The following is an 18,446-nucleotide window of genomic DNA, read 5'->3' as shown; positions in this document are numbered from 1 at the left end:
CGAAATACGCCGGCCCTGCCGGAAGAACAAAAGTAGGCGTGCCCCGTCCCGCCGCAACGAGGAGACAGCGATGACCCGGTTGCCCCTTATCGCCGCCCTGACCGGCATCGTGGCCCTTGCGGCCTGCAACAAGAACGACCAGCCCTTGCCCGGCGAACGTCTGGACCCGCGAGCGGTAATCTCGCCCGACGGTGTCCCGGTACAGGGCGCGACCGGTCCGACCACGACGGCGCTGTCGCTGCCGCCGGTGCGCGGCAATGCCGACTGGCCGCAACGGGCGGGCAGCGCCAGCCACGCCTCGGGGAACATGGCCATTGGCGCGGGCACGAATCGGGTCTTTGCGACCTCGATCGGCGCGGCATCCGACCGCCGCCACCGCATCACCGCCGATCCGATCGTGGCGGGCGGGCTGGTCTATACGCTGGACAGCCAGTCGACCGTCACCGCCTCCAGCACCGGCGGTGGCCGCGTCTGGAGCGCCAGCCTGCGTCCTTCGGCGGAAACCTCGGACAGTGTCTCGGGCGGTGGGCTGGCCTATGAGGGCGGTCGCGTCTTTGCCACCTCGGGCTATGGCGAGTTGGTCGCACTGGACGCACGGACCGGCGGCATCGCATGGCGGCAGCGGGTCGATGCCCCGATCAGCGGCGCGCCTTCGGTGGCCAATGGCGTGGTCTATGTGATGGGCCGCAATGCCACCGGCTGGGCGGTTCGCGCCAGCGACGGCAAGGTGCTGTGGCGCGTCTTCAGCAATAACGGCATGGCGGGTGTCATGGGCAGCGCTGCGCCTGCGGTAGCGGGCGGCACGGCGGTTTTCCCCTTCTCGACGGGGCAGATCATCGGCGTCGATACGACCGAGGGCACGCAGACCTGGCAGGCCAATGTCGCGGGTTCGCGGCTTGGCCGCGCGATCACGCTGTTCCGCGACGTCACCGGCGATCCGGTGATTTCGGGGAACGCCGTCTATGCAGGGACCAGCTCGGGCCGGGTTGGGGCCTATGATCTGGCGACGGGCGCGATGAAATGGGAGGCCGCCGAAGGTGCCTCCAGCCCGGTGCTTGCCGTGGGCAATTCGGTGTTCCTCGTCAATGACCAAGCCCAGCTTTTGCGGCTGGATGCGGCCAATGGCGGACGGGTCTGGGCGCAGAAGCTGCCCTACTTCACCAAGCAGATCGTCAGGAAGCAGGACAAGGTCTGGAATCATTATGGTCCGGTCCTTGCAGGGAATCGGCTTTACCTTGCCGGCTCGGACGGGTATCTGCGCGTCTTCGATCCCGCCTCGGGCGCTTTGATCGGCACTGCCGAGATCCCGGGCGGCGCCGCAGCAGCACCGGCCGTCGCAGGCCAGACCCTTTACGTCGTCACCCATGACGGCCAATTGATAGCATATAGATGAGCTTCACCCTCGCCATTGTCGGGCGGCCGAATGTCGGCAAGTCCACGCTTTTCAACCGCCTTGTCGGCAAGCGACTGGCGCTGGTCGATGACCAGCCCGGCGTCACGCGCGACCTGCGCGAGGGAGCGGGCCGCCTTGGCGACCTTCGTTTCATCGTCGTCGATTCGGCGGGCCTCGAGCTTGTCGATGATGACAGCCTGCAAGGCCGGATGCGCCGCCTGACCGAGCGCGCCGTCGACGAGGCAGATATCTGCCTGTTCGTGATCGACGCCCGCGTCGGCGTGACCGCGGCCGACGAATATTTCGCCGACATCCTGCGCAAGCGGGCCAAGCACGTGATCCTTGCTGCCAACAAGGCCGAGGGCCGGGCTGGCGAGAACGGTTTCCTCGAGGCCTATGGCCTTGGTCTGGGCGAGCCCCTGCGCATCTCGGCCGAGCATGGCGAGGGGATGGACGATCTTTACCGCGTCCTTGTGCCGCTGGCCGATGTGTTCGAGGCTCAGAACGTCCAGCAGGCGCCGGAAACCGATGTCGATGTCTCCGAGGATGACGATGAAGACGATTCCGAGGATTGGCGCCCGAGCGCCGCGAAGCCCCTGCAGGTCGCCGTAATCGGTCGTCCGAATGCCGGGAAATCGACCCTCATCAACAAGATTTTGGGCGAGGACCGTCTGCTGACCGGCCCCGAGGCCGGGATCACCCGCGATTCGATCTCGGTCACCACCGACTTCATGGGCACGCCGACCCGCATCTTCGACACGGCCGGGATGCGCAAGCGCGCCCGCGTCACCGACAAGGTGGAAAAGCTCTCGGTCGCCGATGGCTTGCGCGCCGTGCGCTTTGCCGAGGTGGTCGTGGTGCTGCTGGACGTGGGCATCCCCTTCGAGCAGCAGGACTTGCGCATCGCCGATTTCGCGGAAACCGAGGGCCGCGCTGTCGTGGTCGCCGCGAACAAGTGGGATCTTGAGGAAGAAAAGCCGCAAAAGCTCAATGAGCTGCGCGAGGCCTTTGAACGGCTGCTGCCGCAGCTGAAAGGCGCGCCGCTGGTCACCGTCTCGGCCCGCACCGGCAAGGGGCTGGACCGCCTGCACAACGCGATCCTGAAGGCGCATGAGGTCTGGAACCGCCGTATTCCGACCGCCCGCCTGAACCAGTGGCTGGGCGCGATGACCGAGGCGCATCCGCCGCCGGCTCCGGGTGGCCGCCGCATCCGCCTGCGCTACATGACGCAGGTCAAGACCCGTCCGCCGGCCTTCGTGGTCATGGCGACGCATACCGACAAGATCCCGGATAGCTATCAGCGCTACCTGATCAACGGGTTGCGCGCCGATTTCGACATGCCCGGTACGCCGATCCGTCTAACCTTCCGTGATCAGGGGACCAAGAACCCCTATCTGGCCAAGGCCAACAAGATCAATCAGTCAGGCGCGCTGTCGAAGCACAAGCACCGGCAAAAGCCCAAGGAAGCCTGATCAGGTCGTGACCCTGACAAGGGCGACGGCAATGACCGCGATGGCCAGCACGGCCATCGTGGCCAGCGCCGCCTCGACCGAGACCGATCCCGCGGCCAGCCCGATCATCCCCCAGATGACGGCGACGCTGTAGCTGATCGTTCCCCCCAGTCGCAGCTGGACATTCACCGCGGCCAAGGCCGCGATCAGGATGGCGATGCCCGCCGCCAGCACCATCGGTGCCCGCAACTGGGTCTGCAGCAATGTCGCAAAATAGGCGCAGGTGACCAGCGTGGCCCAGCCCGCGGCGAATCCCAGCGCGCCGCTGTTCCTGATCCGGTCGCCCAGCCGCATCGCGCTAAGCGCCGCGCCCAGAAAGCCCGCCAGCATCACCGCGCATAGCATGATCCCCATCATAGGGTGGCCGTCACGCAGCCATGGCCATGTCGCCCCGGCAATCAGCCCGACGATCAGTAGCGCATATTCGTCATGGCGACCGCCCTCATCGGTCAGCAGGCAGCGGATGGCGTGAAACCCCAGCGCCAGCCAAGTCACGACCAGCAGACCCATCATGGTCAGGACGCGGGGCTGCAGAAACTGCCCGCCCAGATCCAGAAACACGTTCTCGCTTTCGAAGACCATGCCCATGCCGAATTCGGTCGCAGGCTCCAGCGCCAATGCGACCGGGCGCAGGGCATAGCCGAATGTGCTGGCGATAAAGGCCAGCGTAGCGATCAGCAAAAGGGGGGCTGCGGCTTGTCTCATGTCTGCGGAACGCCGCTCGGGTCCGCCGGGTTCGATGGCGCGGAAGGAATTCCGCACCATCGTGTCGCTTTCAGCGCTCAGACCAGATCGCCATCCGCGCCCAGACGGGTTTTGCCGCCCAGATAGGGGTGCAGCGCCTCGGGCAGGATGACCGAGCCATCCGCCTGCTGACCGTTCTCCAGTACCGCGATCAGCGTCCGTCCGACCGCCAGACCCGAGCCGTTCAGCGTGTGAACGAACTCGGGCTTGCCGCCCGCTTCGGGCCGATAGCGGGCATTCATCCGCCGCGCCTGGAAATCGCCGCAATAGCTGACCGACGAGATCTCGCGGTAACGGTCCTGACCCGGCAGCCAGACCTCAAGGTCATGGGTGATGCGGGCGCCAAAGCCCATGTCGCCGCCGCACAGCACCATGGTGCGATAGGGCAGGCCCAGCTTCTCCAGCACGGCTTCGGCGCAGCGGGTCATGCGGCCATGTTCGGCCAGACCGTTTTCAGTATCGGTGATCGAGACCATCTCGACCTTTTCGAACTGGTGCTGGCGCAGCATGCCCGACGTGTCGCGGCCCGCGCTGCCCGCTTCCGAGCGGAAGCACTGGCTATGCGCGACCATGCGGCGGGGCAGGCTGGCATGTTCGACCAGATCGCCATTCACGGTATTGGTCAGCGTCACTTCGGATGTCGGGATCAGCCACCAGCCTTCGGTGGTCTGATAGCTGTCCTCGCCGAATTTCGGCAGCTGGCCGGTGCCTTCCATCATCTTGGACAGGACCAGAACCGGGGTCCAGGTCTCGGTCAGGCCGTGCTGGTCGACATGCAGGTCCAGCATCATCTGGGCCAGCGCGCGATGGATGCGCGCGACCCCCTTCTGCAGCACCACAAAGCGCGAGCCCGACAGCTTGGCCGCGGTCTCGAAGTCCATGCCGGGCTTCACGCCTTCGATCTCGAAATGCTCTTTCGGGGTAAAGTCGAAACGACCGGGCTCACCCCAGCGGCGGATTTCGACATTGTCGTTCTCATCCGCTCCGGGGGGAACGCTGTCGACCGGCAGGTTGGGAATGCCCATCAGCAATTCGGCCAGCTTCGCGTCCAGCGCGGCAGCCTCGGCCTGAAGCAGGGCGTTTTCCTCTTTCTTGGCGGTGACGAAGGCGCGCAGCCGCTCGAACTCGGCCTCATCACCGCGACCCTTGGCGGCACCGGCTTCCTTGCTGGCGCGGTTCTGTTCGGCCTGAGCGGCCTCGGCGGCACTGATGCGGGAACGGCGGTCGGCGTCCAGCGACAGGATCTCGGGCGAAACCGGGGCCAGGTTGCGCAGGCTCAGGGCTGCATCAAAGGCGGCGGGGTTTTCGCGGATGGCGCGGATGTCGTGCATGGGCTGACCCGTTCATCTATCTGGTTACGGTGCCCCAGATAACGCAAGCCCGCGCAGGGCGAAAGCCTTCAGGCCGAACCGCGTGCCTGCCCGATCATGCCGCGCAGGACCGGAAAGAACCGATCGGCGCCGGGATAGCCCTCATAGCGGGCGATTTCGGCCCCGTTCTGAACAAGGATGAAGCTGGGCGTCAGCCAGGGCATCCGCGCTAAGGCCAGCCCGTCGGGATAGGGGCCATCGACATCGACCATCACCAGCGGGGCCTGCCGCCCCTCGGCATGCTGGCCATAGATCGGTCCGATCTCACGGTCCCAGCGGGCGCACCAGACGCAGCCCTTGCGCCGGATCATCAGCAGCCCCAACCCGCTCCCAGCCTGCGCGAGGGCGGCCCAGCCTCCGGCCAGGGCCAGCCCCAGAAGCGCGCGACGTGTCGGATGATGGGCTTTCCAATCCATGACCTCGACACCTAGCTCCCGCATCTTCCTGCGACAAGCCTGCGGCCCCTGCGGTTTCTTTCTTGTGAAAATATCCACGGGGGTGCGGGGGCAGTCAGCCCCCGCTGAACAGCGCCAAGGTCGAATCGATTCCCCGGTGGAATCCCCTTGCCGCAGCTGTCACGGCCATGCGATGCGGGGCCTCGCGTCAAAATCCTCGGGCAAATGCTGCATTTCGATCCCGCCCGCGCCGCAAAACCCCGGCAAAAAGACTTGACGCGCCCCCCACGACCCCGTATTTCCCCCAGACAGATTTCCGGGCGCTGCCACGCGGCGCCCTTTCATATTGCGGGCAGCCGCCCGTGCAGGATCGAATCGAAGGAATAAGATCATGTCGCGCGTTTGCGAACTGACCGGCAAGGGCCCGATGAGCGGCAACAACGTGTCCCACGCCAACAACAAGACCCGTCGCCGCTTTCTGCCGAACCTGAACGAGGTCTCGCTGATCTCGGACAAACTCGGCCGCAGCTACCAGCTGCGCATTTCGGCCCACGCTCTGCGTTCGGTCGATCACCGTGGTGGCCTTGACGCCTTCCTCGCCAAAGCCCGCGACGAAGAGCTCTCGGACCGCGCGCTGAAAATCAAGCGCGAGCTGGGCAAAGCCTGATTCACGCTGCGCCTGCCGGTCGATCGATTCGCGATCGGCGGGAATGACAGTGACGAACCCCGCCCGAAACGGCGGGGTTAAGTCAATTCAGGGATGCGCTTTGCGGAACCTGTACCGCGTTCTGCGCCTCGACCCGGTCGATCAGTTCCTCGACCTTGGGGCCCAGTTCCACAACGATCGCCTTCACCCCGGCAGACGAAGGATGCAGCTTGTCGGGCTGCAGCATGGTCAGCATCTCGGGCTTGGGCAGGGCAAAGAACGGCGCATACAGGTTTTCCAGCAGCAGCGCATCATGCACGCGCGCCAGCCTTGGCCAGATCGCGGCCCAGGTCCGGCCCTGCGGATTGTCCGAATCCGGCAAGGCGATTCCCACCAGCAGCAGGGGCCGGTCACCGTCCCCCGCCTGTTTCATGATGAAATCCAGATTGCGGGCGGCCTTGCCGGGGGCCGTGCCGCGCAGCAGATCATTGCCGCCCAGCTCGACGATCACCGCGTCGGGGGCGTGCTTCTCCAGATCCTGCTTGATCCGGGACACGCCATCCGCAGTGGTCTCACCCGAGACACCGGCATTCAGCACTTCCACATCGTGCCCGCGCCCGCGCAACCAGCCTTGCAGCTGGGGCACAAGGCCGTCTTCGGCAGGCAGGCCGTAGCCCGCCGTCAGACTGTCGCCAAAGGCGAGCAGCCGGACCGGATCGGCCCATGCCGCCAGAGGCAGACACAGGCCGATCACCAGAGCAATTGAACGAATCGTCACTTGAACCCTCGGAGCCTCAGCGCATTGGTCACCACGAAGACCGAGGATAGCGCCATGGCCCCGGCCCCCAGCATGGGGGACAGCTGCGGTCCGCCAAACGGAACCAGCACCCCCATGGCCACGGGAATCAGAGCTACATTATAAGCAAACGCCCAGAAAAGATTCTGCCTGATATTGCGCATCACCGCCCGCGACAGGCGGATGGCGCGCGAAACGCCCAAGGGATCGCCGCTGGCCAGCACGACCTCGGCCGATTCGATGGCAACATCGGTGCCGGTTCCGATGGCGATGCCAGTCCGGGCGGCGGCAAGGGCAGGGGCGTCGTTGATGCCGTCACCGACAAAGACCGTGTCCTTGCCCATCTCGCGGATCGCGCGCAGCTTGCCCTCGGGCAGGACGCCCGCGATGACCTGACCGATGCCCAGCTTTGCTCCGACCGCCTCGGCGGTGGCCTGCACATCACCCGACAGCATCACCGTCCGCAGCCCCATCCGGCGCAGTTCGGCAACGGCCTCTTGTGCGTCGGGGCGGATCGGGTCGGCCAGCGCCATCACCGCGACATGCTGTCCGTCAATCGCCAGATGCACCGGGGTCGCGCCATCCTTGGCCCAGCCTTGGCCGCGTTCCAGCAGGTCCGGGTCGGCACTGACCCCGCCCTCGGCCAAGGCATCGGCATTGCCGATGAGCAGTGCGCGTCCCTCGACATGGGCTGTCAGCCCGCGCCCGACCGAGGCGCTGACACCCTGCGCTTCCGACAAGGCGATTCCTTCGGCCTGCGCGGCGGCGACGATGGCCGCGGCCAAGGGATGCTCTGACCGCGCCTCGGCCGAGGCCGCCAGCCGCAGCACCTCGGCCCGTTCCAGCCCGTTCGTCGCCAGATCGGTCAGGGCGGGTCGGCCCTGCGTCAGGGTTCCGGTCTTGTCAAAGCCCACCACCTCGGCCTCGGCCAGATGCTGCAAGGCGTCGCCGCGCCGGAACAGCAGGCCCAGCTCCGCCCCGCGTCCGGTCCCGACCATGATCGAAACCGGCACCGCCAGCCCCATGGCACAGGGACAGGCGATGATCAGAACCGAAATCGCCGCCACCAGCGCATCGCCCAGCGAGCCGGTGGCGATCAACCAGCCGGCAAAGGCCAGCACCGCCAATGCGATCACCACCGGGACAAAGATCGCCGTCACCCGATCCACCACCGCCTGCACCGGCAGCTTGGTCGCCTGCGCCTCTTCGACAAGGCGGATGATCCGCGACAGGACGGTATCGGCACCGGTCGCGGTGACGCGATAGGTCAGGGCGACATTGCCGTTGACGGTGCCGCCAGTCACGGCATCGCCCGGCGATTTGACCACCGGGACGGGTTCCCCGGTCAGCATCGATTCGTCGATTGCGCCGCTGCCTGCGGTCAAAACGCCGTCGACGGCGACACGCTCGCCGGGGCGCAGATGCACGATGTCGCCGGGTTTCAGCTGGTCGATGGGCAGTTCGACCGCATTGCCGTTTCGCTCGACAAGGGCGGAATCGGGGCTGAGTTCGACCAGCCGCCGGATCGCCGCCCCAGCCTGCCCTTTGGCGCGGGCCTCAAGCCAGCGGCCCATCAGAATCAGCGTGACGATGACCGCCGCCGCCTCGAAATAGACATGGCGGGCATTTTCCGGCAGCAGGTCGGGCAGGAAAGTCGCGACGGTCGAATACAGCCATGCCGCCCCCGCACCCAGCGCGACAAGGCTGTTCATCTCGGGTGCGCCGCGCAGCAAAGCGGGGATGCCGATGCGAAAGAACATCCGCCCTGGCCCGGCCAGCGCCGCTGTGGTCAGGACAAATTCGATCAGCCACAGCCGGGTCTGCCCGATCGTCCCATGCAGCCAATGATGCAGGCCGGGCAGGGCATGGCCGCCCATCTCGGCCAGAAACACCGGCAGGGTCAAAGCCAGCGCGATCAGGAAGTTGCGCCGCAGGGTCGCGGCATCGCCTCCGTGGTCATGCATGTGATGCGCGGAATGGTCCGCGACGACATGGGTCGGATAGCCCTTGGCGGTCACGGTCTGGGCCAGCAATCCGGCGGGCGTCGCGGGCGAATGGGTCACATGCGCGCTGCCAGTGGCAAGGTTCACGCTGGCCGAGCTGACACCCGGCACCGCCGCCAGCGCCTTTTCGACACGCCCCACGCATGAGGCGCAGGTCATCCCCTCGATCCCCAGCCGGGTCTCAAGGGGCGCGGCGGGATAGCCCGCCTTGTCCAGCGCGGTCACCGCCTCGGCCAGAGCCTGTGGCGTGGCGGCATGGAAATGCGCCTGCCCGGTCGCAAGGTTCACGCTAGGTGCGCTGACCCCCGGCACCGCTTGCAGCGCCTTTTCGACGCGGCCCACGCATGAGGCGCAGCTCATCCCGGTGACGGCCAGTTGCGCGTCACCTTGGTCGATATTCGAATGTTGTGTCATCTTTCCTGATCCTGTCTGAAGGGCGAAAATCGCTGTTCAGGCAGAAAGAGGCGGGGCCTGTGGTCGTCGCGGCGCGCGCTGCGGCATTTCCGCCACCGGCACGCGCAGCAGGCGTGGCGGTTGCAGTCGTGTATGTGACAGGCGTAGCCGCGCGGTCACGTGACAGCGGCAACCGCGTAGCCCGCTGGCCCGGCACAGATACGCGGCACGCGTGGTCGCGCGGCGCGGCGGCTTGGGGGCGGGCATGGTCGCACAGCACATGGCGGGGCTCCTTCACGATGCAAGCTAGGCACGATTCCGCAGGCTTTCAAGCGTGTCACGGCGCTTTGAGTTGATCCCCGCTCAGCGAATCGTTACCGGAAACCCAAACCTTGCTTGAAGTCAGGAATGGATGATGAACCGCCGTCAGATGCTGATGCTATCGCTGCCTCTGGTCGCCGCGCCTTCGCTGGCGCTGGCCCAGAACAAGAACTTGCCGGCCGCGCCGGCAGCCAAACCCGTCGCCAAGCGTGACCCCTATGCCCCGACCGAGGTCGCGATCCGTTCGGATTTCGAGGTGGGCAGCATCGTCGTCGTGTCCAAGGACTTCTTCCTGTATCACGTCGTCGCGCCGGGCCGCGCGGTCCGCTACGGTGTCGCCGTCGGCAAGGACGAGTTGGTCTGGAAGGGCCGCGCCACCGTTGGCCGCAAGACCGAATGGCCCAGCTGGACGCCCACGCCCGCGATGATCAAGCGCAAGCCCGAGCAATATGGCAAATGGGCCGATGGCATGCCCGGCGGCCCGACCAACCCGCTGGGGGCGCGTGCGCTGTATCTGTATGACGCCAAGGGCAATGACACCTCGATCCGCATCCACGGCACGACCGAGCCGAACTCGATCGGTCGCGCCGTGTCGAACGGCTGTATCCGCATGCGCAACGAGGCGGTGATGGACCTGTTCGAACAGGTGCCGACCGGCACGCCCGTCTACGTCTACTGATTGGACATCCGTCTGAAATCCCTGTCGGATCCGGCGTTGGCCGGGTTCGACACCATCATCGACACGCGCGCCCCCTCGGAATTCCTTGAGGATCACCTGCCCGGCGCGATCAACCTGCCCGTCCTGTCGGATGATGAACGCGCGCAGGTCGGTACGATCTACAAGCAGGTTTCCCCCTTTGACGCCCGCAAGATCGGCGGCGCGCTGGTCGCAGCCAATGCCGCACGCCATATCGCCGGGCCGCTTTCGGGCTTTGGCGGTGGCTGGAAGCCCTTGGTCTATTGCTGGCGGGGCGGGCAACGCTCCGGAGCATTCGCCACGATCCTGTCGCAGATCGGCTGGCGGGTCGGTCGGATCGAGGGCGGCTACAAGGCATGGCGCGCTTTGGTGGTTGCGCGGGTCGAGGCCCCGGTCGCCCCTCCGGTCATCGTCCTTGACGGCAATACCGGCAGCGCCAAGACCGAGATCCTGCTGAGGCTGGCAAAACGCGGCCATCAGGTCATCGACCTTGAGGGGCTGGCCAACCATCGCGGCAGTCTGTTCGGGGCGATGCCCGGCGGTCAGCCTAGCCAGAAACTGTTCGAATCACGCCTCGCCATGTCGCTTGAAGGGCTGGACCCGACCCGCCCGCTGCTGGTCGAGGCCGAAAGCTCTCGCATCGGCGAGGTGAACCTGCCACGCGGCATCTGGCAGGCGATCATTGCCGCGCCGCGCATCCGGCTGGCGGTTCCCGTGCAGGCCCGTGCCGCCTATACAGCGCAAAGCTATGCCGATGCCTGTGCCGATCCGCGACGCCTGACCCGGATCGTCGACAGCTTGCGCCCGCTGCATCCCGGGGACCACATTGATGGCTGGCTGCGTATGATCGATAGCGCCGATTGGGTCGCACTTTCGGCGGGCCTGATGCGCGACCATTACGACCCGCGCTATGAAAAACACCGCGCCCGGCATGATGACGGACGCGGCGCGGTGGTGGCTTTGGACAGCCTGAGCGATCTTGAGGTCGCGACCTCGGCGGTTGAGGCCGCCCTAGCCGCGCAGAAACCGGCGTAGCACCTTTTCCAGCTTGGCCGCACCCAAGGGTGCCATGGCCTTGGTATGTTCATGGCTGATCGATTCGTCCGACAGGCCCGCGCCCATATTGGTCACGACCGAAACCGCGGCGCAGCGCAGCCCAAGGAAGCGGCCAAGGATAATCTCGGGGACGGTGGACATGCCGACCGCATCCGCGCCCAGCACTTTCGCCGCCCGGATCTCGGCCGGGGTTTCAAACGACGGCCCAGAGAACCAGCAATAGACTCCCTCGGGCAGATCGACCCCTTCGGCCTCGGCCGCAGCCTTCAGTCCGGCGCGGATTTCGACGTCATGGGAATCGGTCATCGGCACGAAACGCGCCTCAGAGGCCTCGCCGATCAGCGGATTGGTTCCGGCGAAGGCGATATGATCCGACAGCAGCATCAGCGATCCGGGCGGCAGATCGCTGCGCAGCGAGCCGGCGGCATTGGTCAGGATCAGCCGCTGACATCCCAGCGCCTTCAACACTTCCAGCGGCAGGCGCATGACATCGGCGCGCCCCGATTCATAGTAATGCGCCCGCCCGCCAAAGACGGCGACCCGCCGCCCCTCAAGCTGGCCGATCACCAGTTGCGGCACATGCCCCGAGACTCCGGCATGGGGAAAGCCGGGCAGGTCGGAATAGGGGATCGCAACGCCATCAACCGTCGCCGCCAGATGCCCCAGACCCGAGCCAAGGATCAGCCCATATTCCGGTGCCTCAGCCCCCGCACGGTCGCGGATCAGCGCGGCAAGCTCAGCGCTCTTTGACATAGGGCTCTCCTCCGGCGCGGGGCGGAATGGCACGGCCGACGAAGCCAGCCAGAATGATGACCGTCAGGATATAGGGCAGCGCGCTCATGAACATCGAGGGCACGGTGATGATCCCCAAATCAAGGTTGGGGAAGCGGTTCGCCAAGGCCTCAAGCAGACCGAACAGGAAGGTCGCCCCCAGCGCCGCCCATGGCCGCCATTTGGCAAAGATCAGCGCGGCCAGCGCGATGAAACCACGGCCCGCCGTCATTTCCTTGACGAATCCAGCCGAAATCCCGGTCGCCAGATAAGCCCCGGCGATGCCGCACAGCACGCCGCAGATCGCCACGGCGCCGTAGCGCAGACGCGTGACGGAAACCCCGGCGGTATCGACCGAGGCAGGGTTCTCACCCACTGCCCGCAACCGCAGCCCAAAGCGCGTGCGGTAAAGTACCCACCAGGTCAGCGGCACCATGGCAAAGGCGACATAGACCAGGATCGTATGGCCGGAAATCAGCTCGGCATAGATTGGGCCAATGACCGGGACCGGGCGCAAAGCCTCGGCAAAGGGCAGGGTGATTTCCGAAAACCGTGCCGGACCCGCCAGCGCAGGCGTCCGCCCGGCAAGGCCGAAGATCTTCTGCCCCAGCAGCACTGTCAGCCCCGAGGCCAGAAAGTTGATCGCCACGCCGGAAATCAGCTGATTGCCGCGGAAGGTGATCGCGGCCAGCCCGTGGATCGCCGACATGGCCAGCGCCCCCATGATCCCCGCGCACAGCCCCAGCCATGCGCTGTTCGTGGCATAGGCGACCGCCGCCGCGGCAAAGGCCGCCATCAGCATCTTGCCCTCAAGCCCGATGTCGAAGACCCCGGCGCGTTCCGAATATAGTCCGGCCAGACAGGCCAGCAGCAGGGGCGTCATCAGCCGGACCGCGGAATCAAGGATCTGCAGGATTGTCGGGAAATCCATCACGCTCTCCCCTTGCGCAGCGCCATGAAAATCCGCTCAAGCGGCATCCGCACCATGTTGTCCAAGGCCCCGGTGAACAGGATCACCAGCGCCTGAATGACCACGATCAACTCGCGCGGGACCGAGGTCCACAGCGCCAGCTCACCGCCGCCCTGATAGAGGAACCCGAACAGCAAGGCCGCCAGCAGCACGCCAAAGGGGTGGTTGCGGCCCATCAACGCCACCGCGATGCCGATGAAGCCCGCGCCCTCGACTGCGTTCAGTACCAGCCGCTCGGCCTCGCCCATGACGTTGTTGATCGCCATCAGCCCGGCCAGCGCACCGGAAATCAGCATGGCGATGACGGTGATCCGCACGGGCGAGATCCCGGCATAGACCGCCCCGCGTTCGGATTTGCCAAAGGCGCGGATCTCATAGCCCAGACGCGAGCGCCAGATCAGCAGCCAGACCAGCAGGCAGGCGATGACAGCGACAAAGAAGGTGACATTGGCGGGGGTGTTCTTGCCCCACTGCATGCCGAATGCCAGCGCCATATCCGTCAGTTTCAGCAGATGCGCCGCCTCGGGGAAGCGGGCCGAGGCCGGGTCCATGCTGCCCACCGGGCGCAGCAGGTTGACCAGCACATAGTTCAACAGCGCCGCAGCGATGAAATTGAACATGATCGTGGTGATGACGATATGGCTGCCGCGTTTCGCCTGCAGCCATGCCGGGATCAGCGCCCAAAGCGCGCCAAAGACCGCCGCCCCGACCATCGCCGCAGGCAGGGCCAGTGCCCAATGCGGCCATGGCACGGCCAGCAGCACCAGCGCGACGCCCAAGCCACCCATCGCGGCCTGCCCCTCACCGCCGATATTGAACAGGCCTGCGTGATAGGCGACGGTGACGGCCAGACCGGTAAAGATGAAGTTCGTCGCGTAATACAGCGTGAATCCCCAGCCATAGCTGGAGCCCAACGCGCCCTCGACCATCACCTTCAGCGCCTCGATGGGGCTTTCCCCGATCGCCAGGATCACCAGCGCCGAAATCGCAAAGGCCAAGACCAGAGAGATCAGCGGCGTCAGGATCACATCCGCCCATTTTGGCATTCGCTCCATCAGCATTCCCTCGCGACACTGGTCTTTCGCCGTTTTCCAAATACCCCCGCCGGAGGCCAGCAGCGCCTCATCCCGCGACCCCCGCAGGACCCATCGCGGGCGGGATCGCCTGCTCGGGCGGTGTGCCCGGCTCGACACCGGCCATCAGGCAGCCCAGATCAGCGGTGGTCGCCTGATCGGGCAGGCGCTCGCCCATGATGCGGCCGTCGAACATGACGGCGATCCGGTCCGACAGCGCCAAAATCTCGTCCAGCTCGACCGAGACCAGCAGCACCGCCTTGCCCGCATCGCGCAGGGCGATGATGCGCTTGTGGATGAACTCGATCGCACCGATATCGACGCCGCGCGTCGGCTGGCCGATCAGCAGCAGGTCGGGATTGCGCTCGACCTCGCGGGCGACGACGATCTTTTGCTGGTTCCCGCCCGAGAAATTCTTGGCCGCAAGCTCGGGGTTCGGGGGGCGCACGTCGAAACGCTCGATTTTGGCACTCGCATCGGCGCGGATCGCGGCCTGATTCATCAGCCAGCCATTCTGGAATTCGGGCGCATCGTGATAGCCGAAGGCCACGTTTTCCCAGGCGCTGAAATCCATGATCAGCCCCTCGACCTGGCGATCTTCGGGAACGTGACCCACGCCAGCTTCGCGCCGCGCCCGCGCATCCGATCCGGTCAGCGGCAGCGCCGCACCCTTCAGCCGGATCTCGCCTTCCAGCCTTGCGCCCTTTTCGGGGTAGCCGCCAAGGATTTCCAGAAGCTGGCTTTGACCGTTCCCGGCGACGCCCGCGATGCCCAGAACCTCGCCCGCGCGGATGTCCAGATCGATGCCGCGCAGCCGTTCGACACCCGCGGCATCGACCATGCGCAAGCCGCGCACCTCCAGCACCGGCGCGCCGGGCGTGGCCGGGGCCTTTTCGACCCGCAGCAGGACCTTGCGCCCCACCATCAGCTCAGCCAGCTGGCTGGGGCTGGTTTCCGAGGTCTTGACCGAGGCCACCATCTCGCCGCGTCGCATGACGCTGACATTGTCGGTGATCTCCATGATCTCGCGCAGCTTGTGCGTGATCAGGATGATGGTTTTGCCCTCATCGCGCAGCCCGCGCAGGATGCGGAACAGGTGATCGGCCTCGGCGGGCGTCAGCACGCCGGTCGGCTCGTCAAGGATCAGGATATCGGCCTGACGGTAAAGCGCCTTGAGGATTTCGACCCGCTGCTGATGGCCGACCGACAGATCCTCGATCATCGCGTCGGGATCGACCTGCAATTCGTATTCGGAGGCCAGACGTTTCAGCTCGCCCCGCGCGCGCGCCAAGGACGGGCGCAGCAGACGACCGTCCTCGGCGCCAAGGATGACGTTTTCCAGCACGGTGAAGTTCTGGACCAGCTTGAAATGTTGAAAGACCATGCCGATGCCAGCGCGGATCGCGGTCTGGCTGTCATGGATGGTGATCGGCCCGCCGCCGATCAGGATTTCGCCGGCATCGGGGCGATAGAAGCCGTAGAGGATCGACATCAGCGTCGATTTCCCGGCCCCGTTCTCGCCAATGATGCCGTGGATCGTGCCGCGAGGCACGATCAGGTCGATGTTCTTGTTCGCCTGCACCGGCCCGAAGGCCTTCGAGATCCCCCGCAATTCGATCGCGGGGGCCCCGTTCACGGCTTCGGGCCGCGCCGTCATTACTGCACCGGGCAGGTGTTGTCGGTCATGTAATCATGAACCTTGATCTCGCCGCCGGTGATGCCCTTGGTGGCGGCATCGACGGCTGCGGTCATGTCCTCGGTGATCAGCGGCTTGTTGTTGTCGTCCAGCGCGACCGACACCCCGCCCGAGGCCAGATCCATGACCTTGATCCCCGGCTGCACTTCGGTCCCGGCCTTGAAGGCGTCATAGACGGAATTGTCGACGCCCTTGACCATCGAGGTCAGGATCTTGCCCGGATGCAGGTGGTTCTGGTTGCTGTCGACACCGATCGACAGGATATTGGCATCGGCCGCCGCCTGCAGCACGCCGATCCCGGTGCCGCCCGCTGCCGCATAGATCACGTCAGCCCCTTGCGAGATCTGGGCCTTGACCAGCTCGCCCCCCTTCACCGGATCGTTCCACGCGGCAGGGGTCGTGCCGGTATAGTTGATGATGACCTTGCCTTCGGGATTGGCGGCCTTGAAGCCTTGGGCATAGCCGCATTCGAACTTGTGGATCAGCGGAATGTCCATGCCGCCGATGAAGCCGACCGTGCCCGATTTCGAGGCTTTCGCCGCCATCACGCCCGCCAGATACGAGCCCTGCTCCTCGGTGAAGACGACCGATTGCACGTTCGGCTGCTCGACCACCATGTCGATGATGACGAATTTGGTGTCCGGATAGTCGGGCGCGACCTGATTGAGCACCTCGCCAAAGGCAAAACCGGTCATCACGATCGGGTTGGCGCCGGTCTCGGCCAGACGGCGAAGCGCCTGTTCGCGCTGCGCCTCGGACTGCATTTCCAGTTCCTTGTAGCTGCCGCCGGTTTCGGCCTTCCACTTCTCGGCGCCGTTGAAGGCGGCCTCGTTGAAGGACTTGTCGAACTTGCCGCCCAGGTCGAAGATCAGCGCCGGATCGGCCATGGCGACCAGCGGCAGAAGGGACAGGCTGGCACCGGCCAGCAGCGACTTCATCAGGGACATTCCAAAACCTCAAGCTTTTTGCGGGCGTTCCTGCCCGGTTATGGATGGATTAGCGCGCATGGGCCGCCATGCGTCAACAGGCATCTGACGTGGCTAAAGCGCGCGGCGCATCAGGACCGCATCGATGCCGGGTGCATAATAATTCCGCCGCAATCCGACATTTGCCCAGCCATCCGACAGGTAAAGCGCACGTGCCGCATCATTGTCCGAGGCGACCTCAAGAAAGGCCTCGACCGCGCCGCGTCCGCGCGCGGTGTCGCTGAACTCGGCCAGCAGGTCGCGGGCCACGCCCTGACGCCGCGCGTTGGGCGAGACGGCGACGGTCAGCAACTCGGCCTCATCGGCGACGGTGCGGCCGATCAGGAAACCCTGCGGGCGATGCAGCAGGAAATTCAGCTGGCTGGACAGCAGATCCTCGATCTCGGCCGCCGACCATGGCCGGGGATGTGCGCGAAAACAGCGCAGATGCAAATCGGCAAGGAAATCCGAGGTCATGTCAGGATGACGGGTCCGCGGTCGCGGGCAGGGGCTGCATCGGCCGGGCGCAGGTAGATCGGGGCAGGCCGGGGCAGGTCGGGCTGCGCGCGGCGGTCCTGCGCGATCCGGGCGATGGCCACGGCAAGGGGATGGACAGGGTCCAGAACCGGCGGGCCGGGGGGCAGGGCATGCAGCACGCCCTGATCGGCGCGGGTGTCGTGCCCGGTGCCGAAATCCTGCCAGATCACCTCGCCCGCGCGGGCGGGGATGGCGACGCGGCAGGGGCGGGGCAGGTCCAGCGCCAAAGCCTCGGTCACGCCGACGCCCACGGCGGGAATGCCCAGCGACAAAGCAAGGCCACGCGCGGCGGCGACAGCGATGCGGATGCCGGTGAAATTCCCCGGCCCGGTGCCGACGCCGATCACCGACAGGTCGTGCCAATCCACGCCGCCTTCGGCGATCACCTCGGCCAGCAGGGGGAACAGCCGTTCGGCCTGCCCCTTGGCCATGTCCTCATGACGATGGGCCAGCACGCGCCCGCCTTGCAATAAAGCGGCCGCGCAATGCGCGGCCGATGTGTCAAAGCCCAGAGACAGTGCCTCAGGCAACGGGACGAACCTCGGTCACCTCGGGGATGTAATGGCGCAGCAGGTTCTCGATGCCCATCTTCAGGGTCAGGGTCGAGGACGGGCAGCCCGCGCATGCGCCTTGCATGTGCAGGTAGACGACGCCGCGGTCGAAGCCGTGAAAGGTGATGTCGCCACCATCCTGCGCCACGGCGGGGCGGACGCGGGTGTCCAGCAATTCCTTGATCTGGGTGACGATGTCGGCATCGGGGCCGTCCTGATCGTTATGGCCGCTGGTCGCAGCGCCTTCCATGACCGGGGCGCCGGACTGGAAATGCTCCATGATCGCGCCCAGAACCGAAGGCTTCAGATGGTCCCATACGGCACCATCGGCCTTGGTCACGGTCACGAAATCCGAGCCGAGGAAGACGCCAGCAACGCCGGGCACGGCAAAGATGCGGCGGGCCAGCGGGCTGGGCGCGGCGGCCTCGGCCTCGGGGAAGTCGGCGGTGCCGGTTCCCAGAACGGTTTCGCCGGGCAGGAACTTCAGCGTGGCAGGGTTCGGGGTGGTTTCGGTCTGGATGAACATGGGCGCGCTCCTTTGATGCGCGATATGGGGAT

18 protein-coding genes are annotated in these 18,446 nt (G+C 65.9%); 5 read left to right on the top strand and 13 right to left on the bottom strand.

Features of this window, described 5'->3' with window-relative positions:
• Nucleotides 1-70: 70 nt before the first annotated feature.
• Together IB235_RS04120 and der are read left to right on the top strand one after the other, a co-directional pair.
• Entirely contained in the window at nucleotides 71-1,393 is a 1,323-nt protein-coding gene (locus IB235_RS04120; protein ID WP_192335723.1) for a PQQ-like beta-propeller repeat protein, read from the top strand.
• Nucleotides 1,390-2,865 (top strand): ribosome biogenesis GTPase Der, encoded by a 1,476-nt coding sequence (gene der, locus IB235_RS04115; protein WP_155038320.1) that lies wholly within the window; start codon nucleotides 1,390-1,392, stop codon nucleotides 2,863-2,865. The genes IB235_RS04120 and der overlap by 4 nt, the downstream gene beginning before the upstream one ends.
• Here der and IB235_RS04110 read toward each other — a convergent pair whose 3' ends face one another.
• From IB235_RS04110 to IB235_RS04100, 3 genes are all read right to left on the bottom strand, one after another.
• Complete coding sequence (locus IB235_RS04110; RefSeq protein WP_225612032.1) at nucleotides 2,866-3,669, bottom strand: hypothetical protein; 804 nt, start codon at nucleotides 3,667-3,669, stop codon at nucleotides 2,866-2,868. It abuts the gene before it with no gap.
• Nucleotides 3,670-3,686: 17 nt separating this feature from the next.
• Nucleotides 3,687-4,979: a serine--tRNA ligase gene (serS, locus tag IB235_RS04105; RefSeq protein ID WP_192335721.1), complete on the bottom strand. Its 1,293-nt coding sequence runs from the start codon at nucleotides 4,977-4,979 to the stop codon at nucleotides 3,687-3,689.
• Between the two features lie 68 nt (nucleotides 4,980-5,047).
• Nucleotides 5,048-5,434, bottom strand: a complete 387-nt coding sequence (locus tag IB235_RS04100) for a SoxS protein (protein WP_225612031.1) — start codon at nucleotides 5,432-5,434, stop codon at nucleotides 5,048-5,050.
• Between the two features lie 370 nt (nucleotides 5,435-5,804).
• Between IB235_RS04100 and rpmB the strand changes: the two genes are divergently transcribed.
• Nucleotides 5,805-6,080, top strand: coding sequence for a 50S ribosomal protein L28 (rpmB, locus tag IB235_RS04095; RefSeq protein WP_155038318.1), 276 nt, complete (start codon nucleotides 5,805-5,807; stop codon nucleotides 6,078-6,080).
• Nucleotides 6,081-6,162: 82 nt separating this feature from the next.
• On the opposite strand, the gene IB235_RS04090 is transcribed toward rpmB, so the two are convergent.
• The gene (locus IB235_RS04090; RefSeq protein ID WP_192335719.1) at nucleotides 6,163-6,837 is read right to left on the bottom strand and encodes an arylesterase; all 675 of its coding nucleotides are present in this window, start codon (nucleotides 6,835-6,837) and stop codon (nucleotides 6,163-6,165) included.
• On the bottom strand, nucleotides 6,834-9,272 hold the full coding sequence (locus tag IB235_RS04085) for a heavy metal translocating P-type ATPase (RefSeq protein WP_192335716.1): 2,439 nt from the start codon (nucleotides 9,270-9,272) through the stop codon (nucleotides 6,834-6,836). Before IB235_RS04085 ends, IB235_RS04090 begins: the two co-directional genes overlap by 4 nt.
• A gap of 394 nt (nucleotides 9,273-9,666) precedes the next feature.
• On the opposite strand from IB235_RS04085, the gene IB235_RS04080 reads away from it, so the two are divergent.
• Nucleotides 9,667-10,251 carry a L,D-transpeptidase gene (locus tag IB235_RS04080; protein ID WP_155038316.1) on the top strand — a complete coding sequence of 195 codons (585 nt, stop codon included), beginning with the start codon at nucleotides 9,667-9,669 and terminating at the stop codon, nucleotides 10,249-10,251.
• On the top strand, nucleotides 10,252-11,304 hold the full coding sequence (gene mnmH / locus IB235_RS04075; RefSeq protein WP_192335714.1) for a tRNA 2-selenouridine(34) synthase MnmH: 1,053 nt from the start codon (nucleotides 10,252-10,254) through the stop codon (nucleotides 11,302-11,304).
• On the opposite strand, the gene IB235_RS04070 is transcribed toward mnmH, so the two are convergent.
• From IB235_RS04070 to IB235_RS04035, 8 genes are all read right to left on the bottom strand, one after another.
• Nucleotides 11,281-12,078, bottom strand: coding sequence for a purine-nucleoside phosphorylase (locus tag IB235_RS04070; RefSeq protein ID WP_192335712.1), 798 nt, complete (start codon nucleotides 12,076-12,078; stop codon nucleotides 11,281-11,283). The genes mnmH and IB235_RS04070 overlap by 24 nt on opposite strands.
• On the bottom strand, nucleotides 12,062-13,027 hold the full coding sequence (locus tag IB235_RS04065) for an ABC transporter permease (protein WP_155038313.1): 966 nt from the start codon (nucleotides 13,025-13,027) through the stop codon (nucleotides 12,062-12,064). The genes IB235_RS04070 and IB235_RS04065 overlap by 17 nt, the downstream gene beginning before the upstream one ends.
• On the bottom strand, nucleotides 13,027-14,121 hold the full coding sequence (locus IB235_RS04060) for an ABC transporter permease (protein WP_192335710.1): 1,095 nt from the start codon (nucleotides 14,119-14,121) through the stop codon (nucleotides 13,027-13,029). Before IB235_RS04060 ends, IB235_RS04065 begins: the two co-directional genes overlap by 1 nt.
• A gap of 67 nt (nucleotides 14,122-14,188) precedes the next feature.
• Complete coding sequence (locus tag IB235_RS04055; protein WP_192335708.1) at nucleotides 14,189-15,796, bottom strand: ABC transporter ATP-binding protein; 1,608 nt, start codon at nucleotides 15,794-15,796, stop codon at nucleotides 14,189-14,191.
• The gene (locus IB235_RS04050) at nucleotides 15,796-16,782 is read right to left on the bottom strand and encodes a BMP family protein (RefSeq protein WP_192335706.1); all 987 of its coding nucleotides are present in this window, start codon (nucleotides 16,780-16,782) and stop codon (nucleotides 15,796-15,798) included. The genes IB235_RS04055 and IB235_RS04050 overlap by 1 nt, the downstream gene beginning before the upstream one ends.
• A 93-nt stretch (nucleotides 16,783-16,875) precedes the next feature.
• On the bottom strand, nucleotides 16,876-17,277 hold the full coding sequence (rimI, locus tag IB235_RS04045; protein WP_192335704.1) for a ribosomal protein S18-alanine N-acetyltransferase: 402 nt from the start codon (nucleotides 17,275-17,277) through the stop codon (nucleotides 16,876-16,878).
• On the bottom strand, nucleotides 17,274-17,867 hold the full coding sequence (gene tsaB / locus IB235_RS04040; RefSeq protein WP_192335702.1) for a tRNA (adenosine(37)-N6)-threonylcarbamoyltransferase complex dimerization subunit type 1 TsaB: 594 nt from the start codon (nucleotides 17,865-17,867) through the stop codon (nucleotides 17,274-17,276). The genes rimI and tsaB overlap by 4 nt, the downstream gene beginning before the upstream one ends.
• Nucleotides 17,860-18,414: a NifU family protein gene (locus IB235_RS04035; protein WP_155038307.1), complete on the bottom strand. Its 555-nt coding sequence runs from the start codon at nucleotides 18,412-18,414 to the stop codon at nucleotides 17,860-17,862. The genes tsaB and IB235_RS04035 overlap by 8 nt, the downstream gene beginning before the upstream one ends.
• Nucleotides 18,415-18,446: the final 32 nt, after the last annotated feature.

Source organism: Paracoccus sp. PAR01, from assembly GCF_014851995.1.
Classification (GTDB): domain Bacteria; phylum Pseudomonadota; class Alphaproteobacteria; order Rhodobacterales; family Rhodobacteraceae; genus Paracoccus; species Paracoccus litorisediminis.
This window is presented reverse-complemented; position numbering and strand designations above follow the sequence as displayed.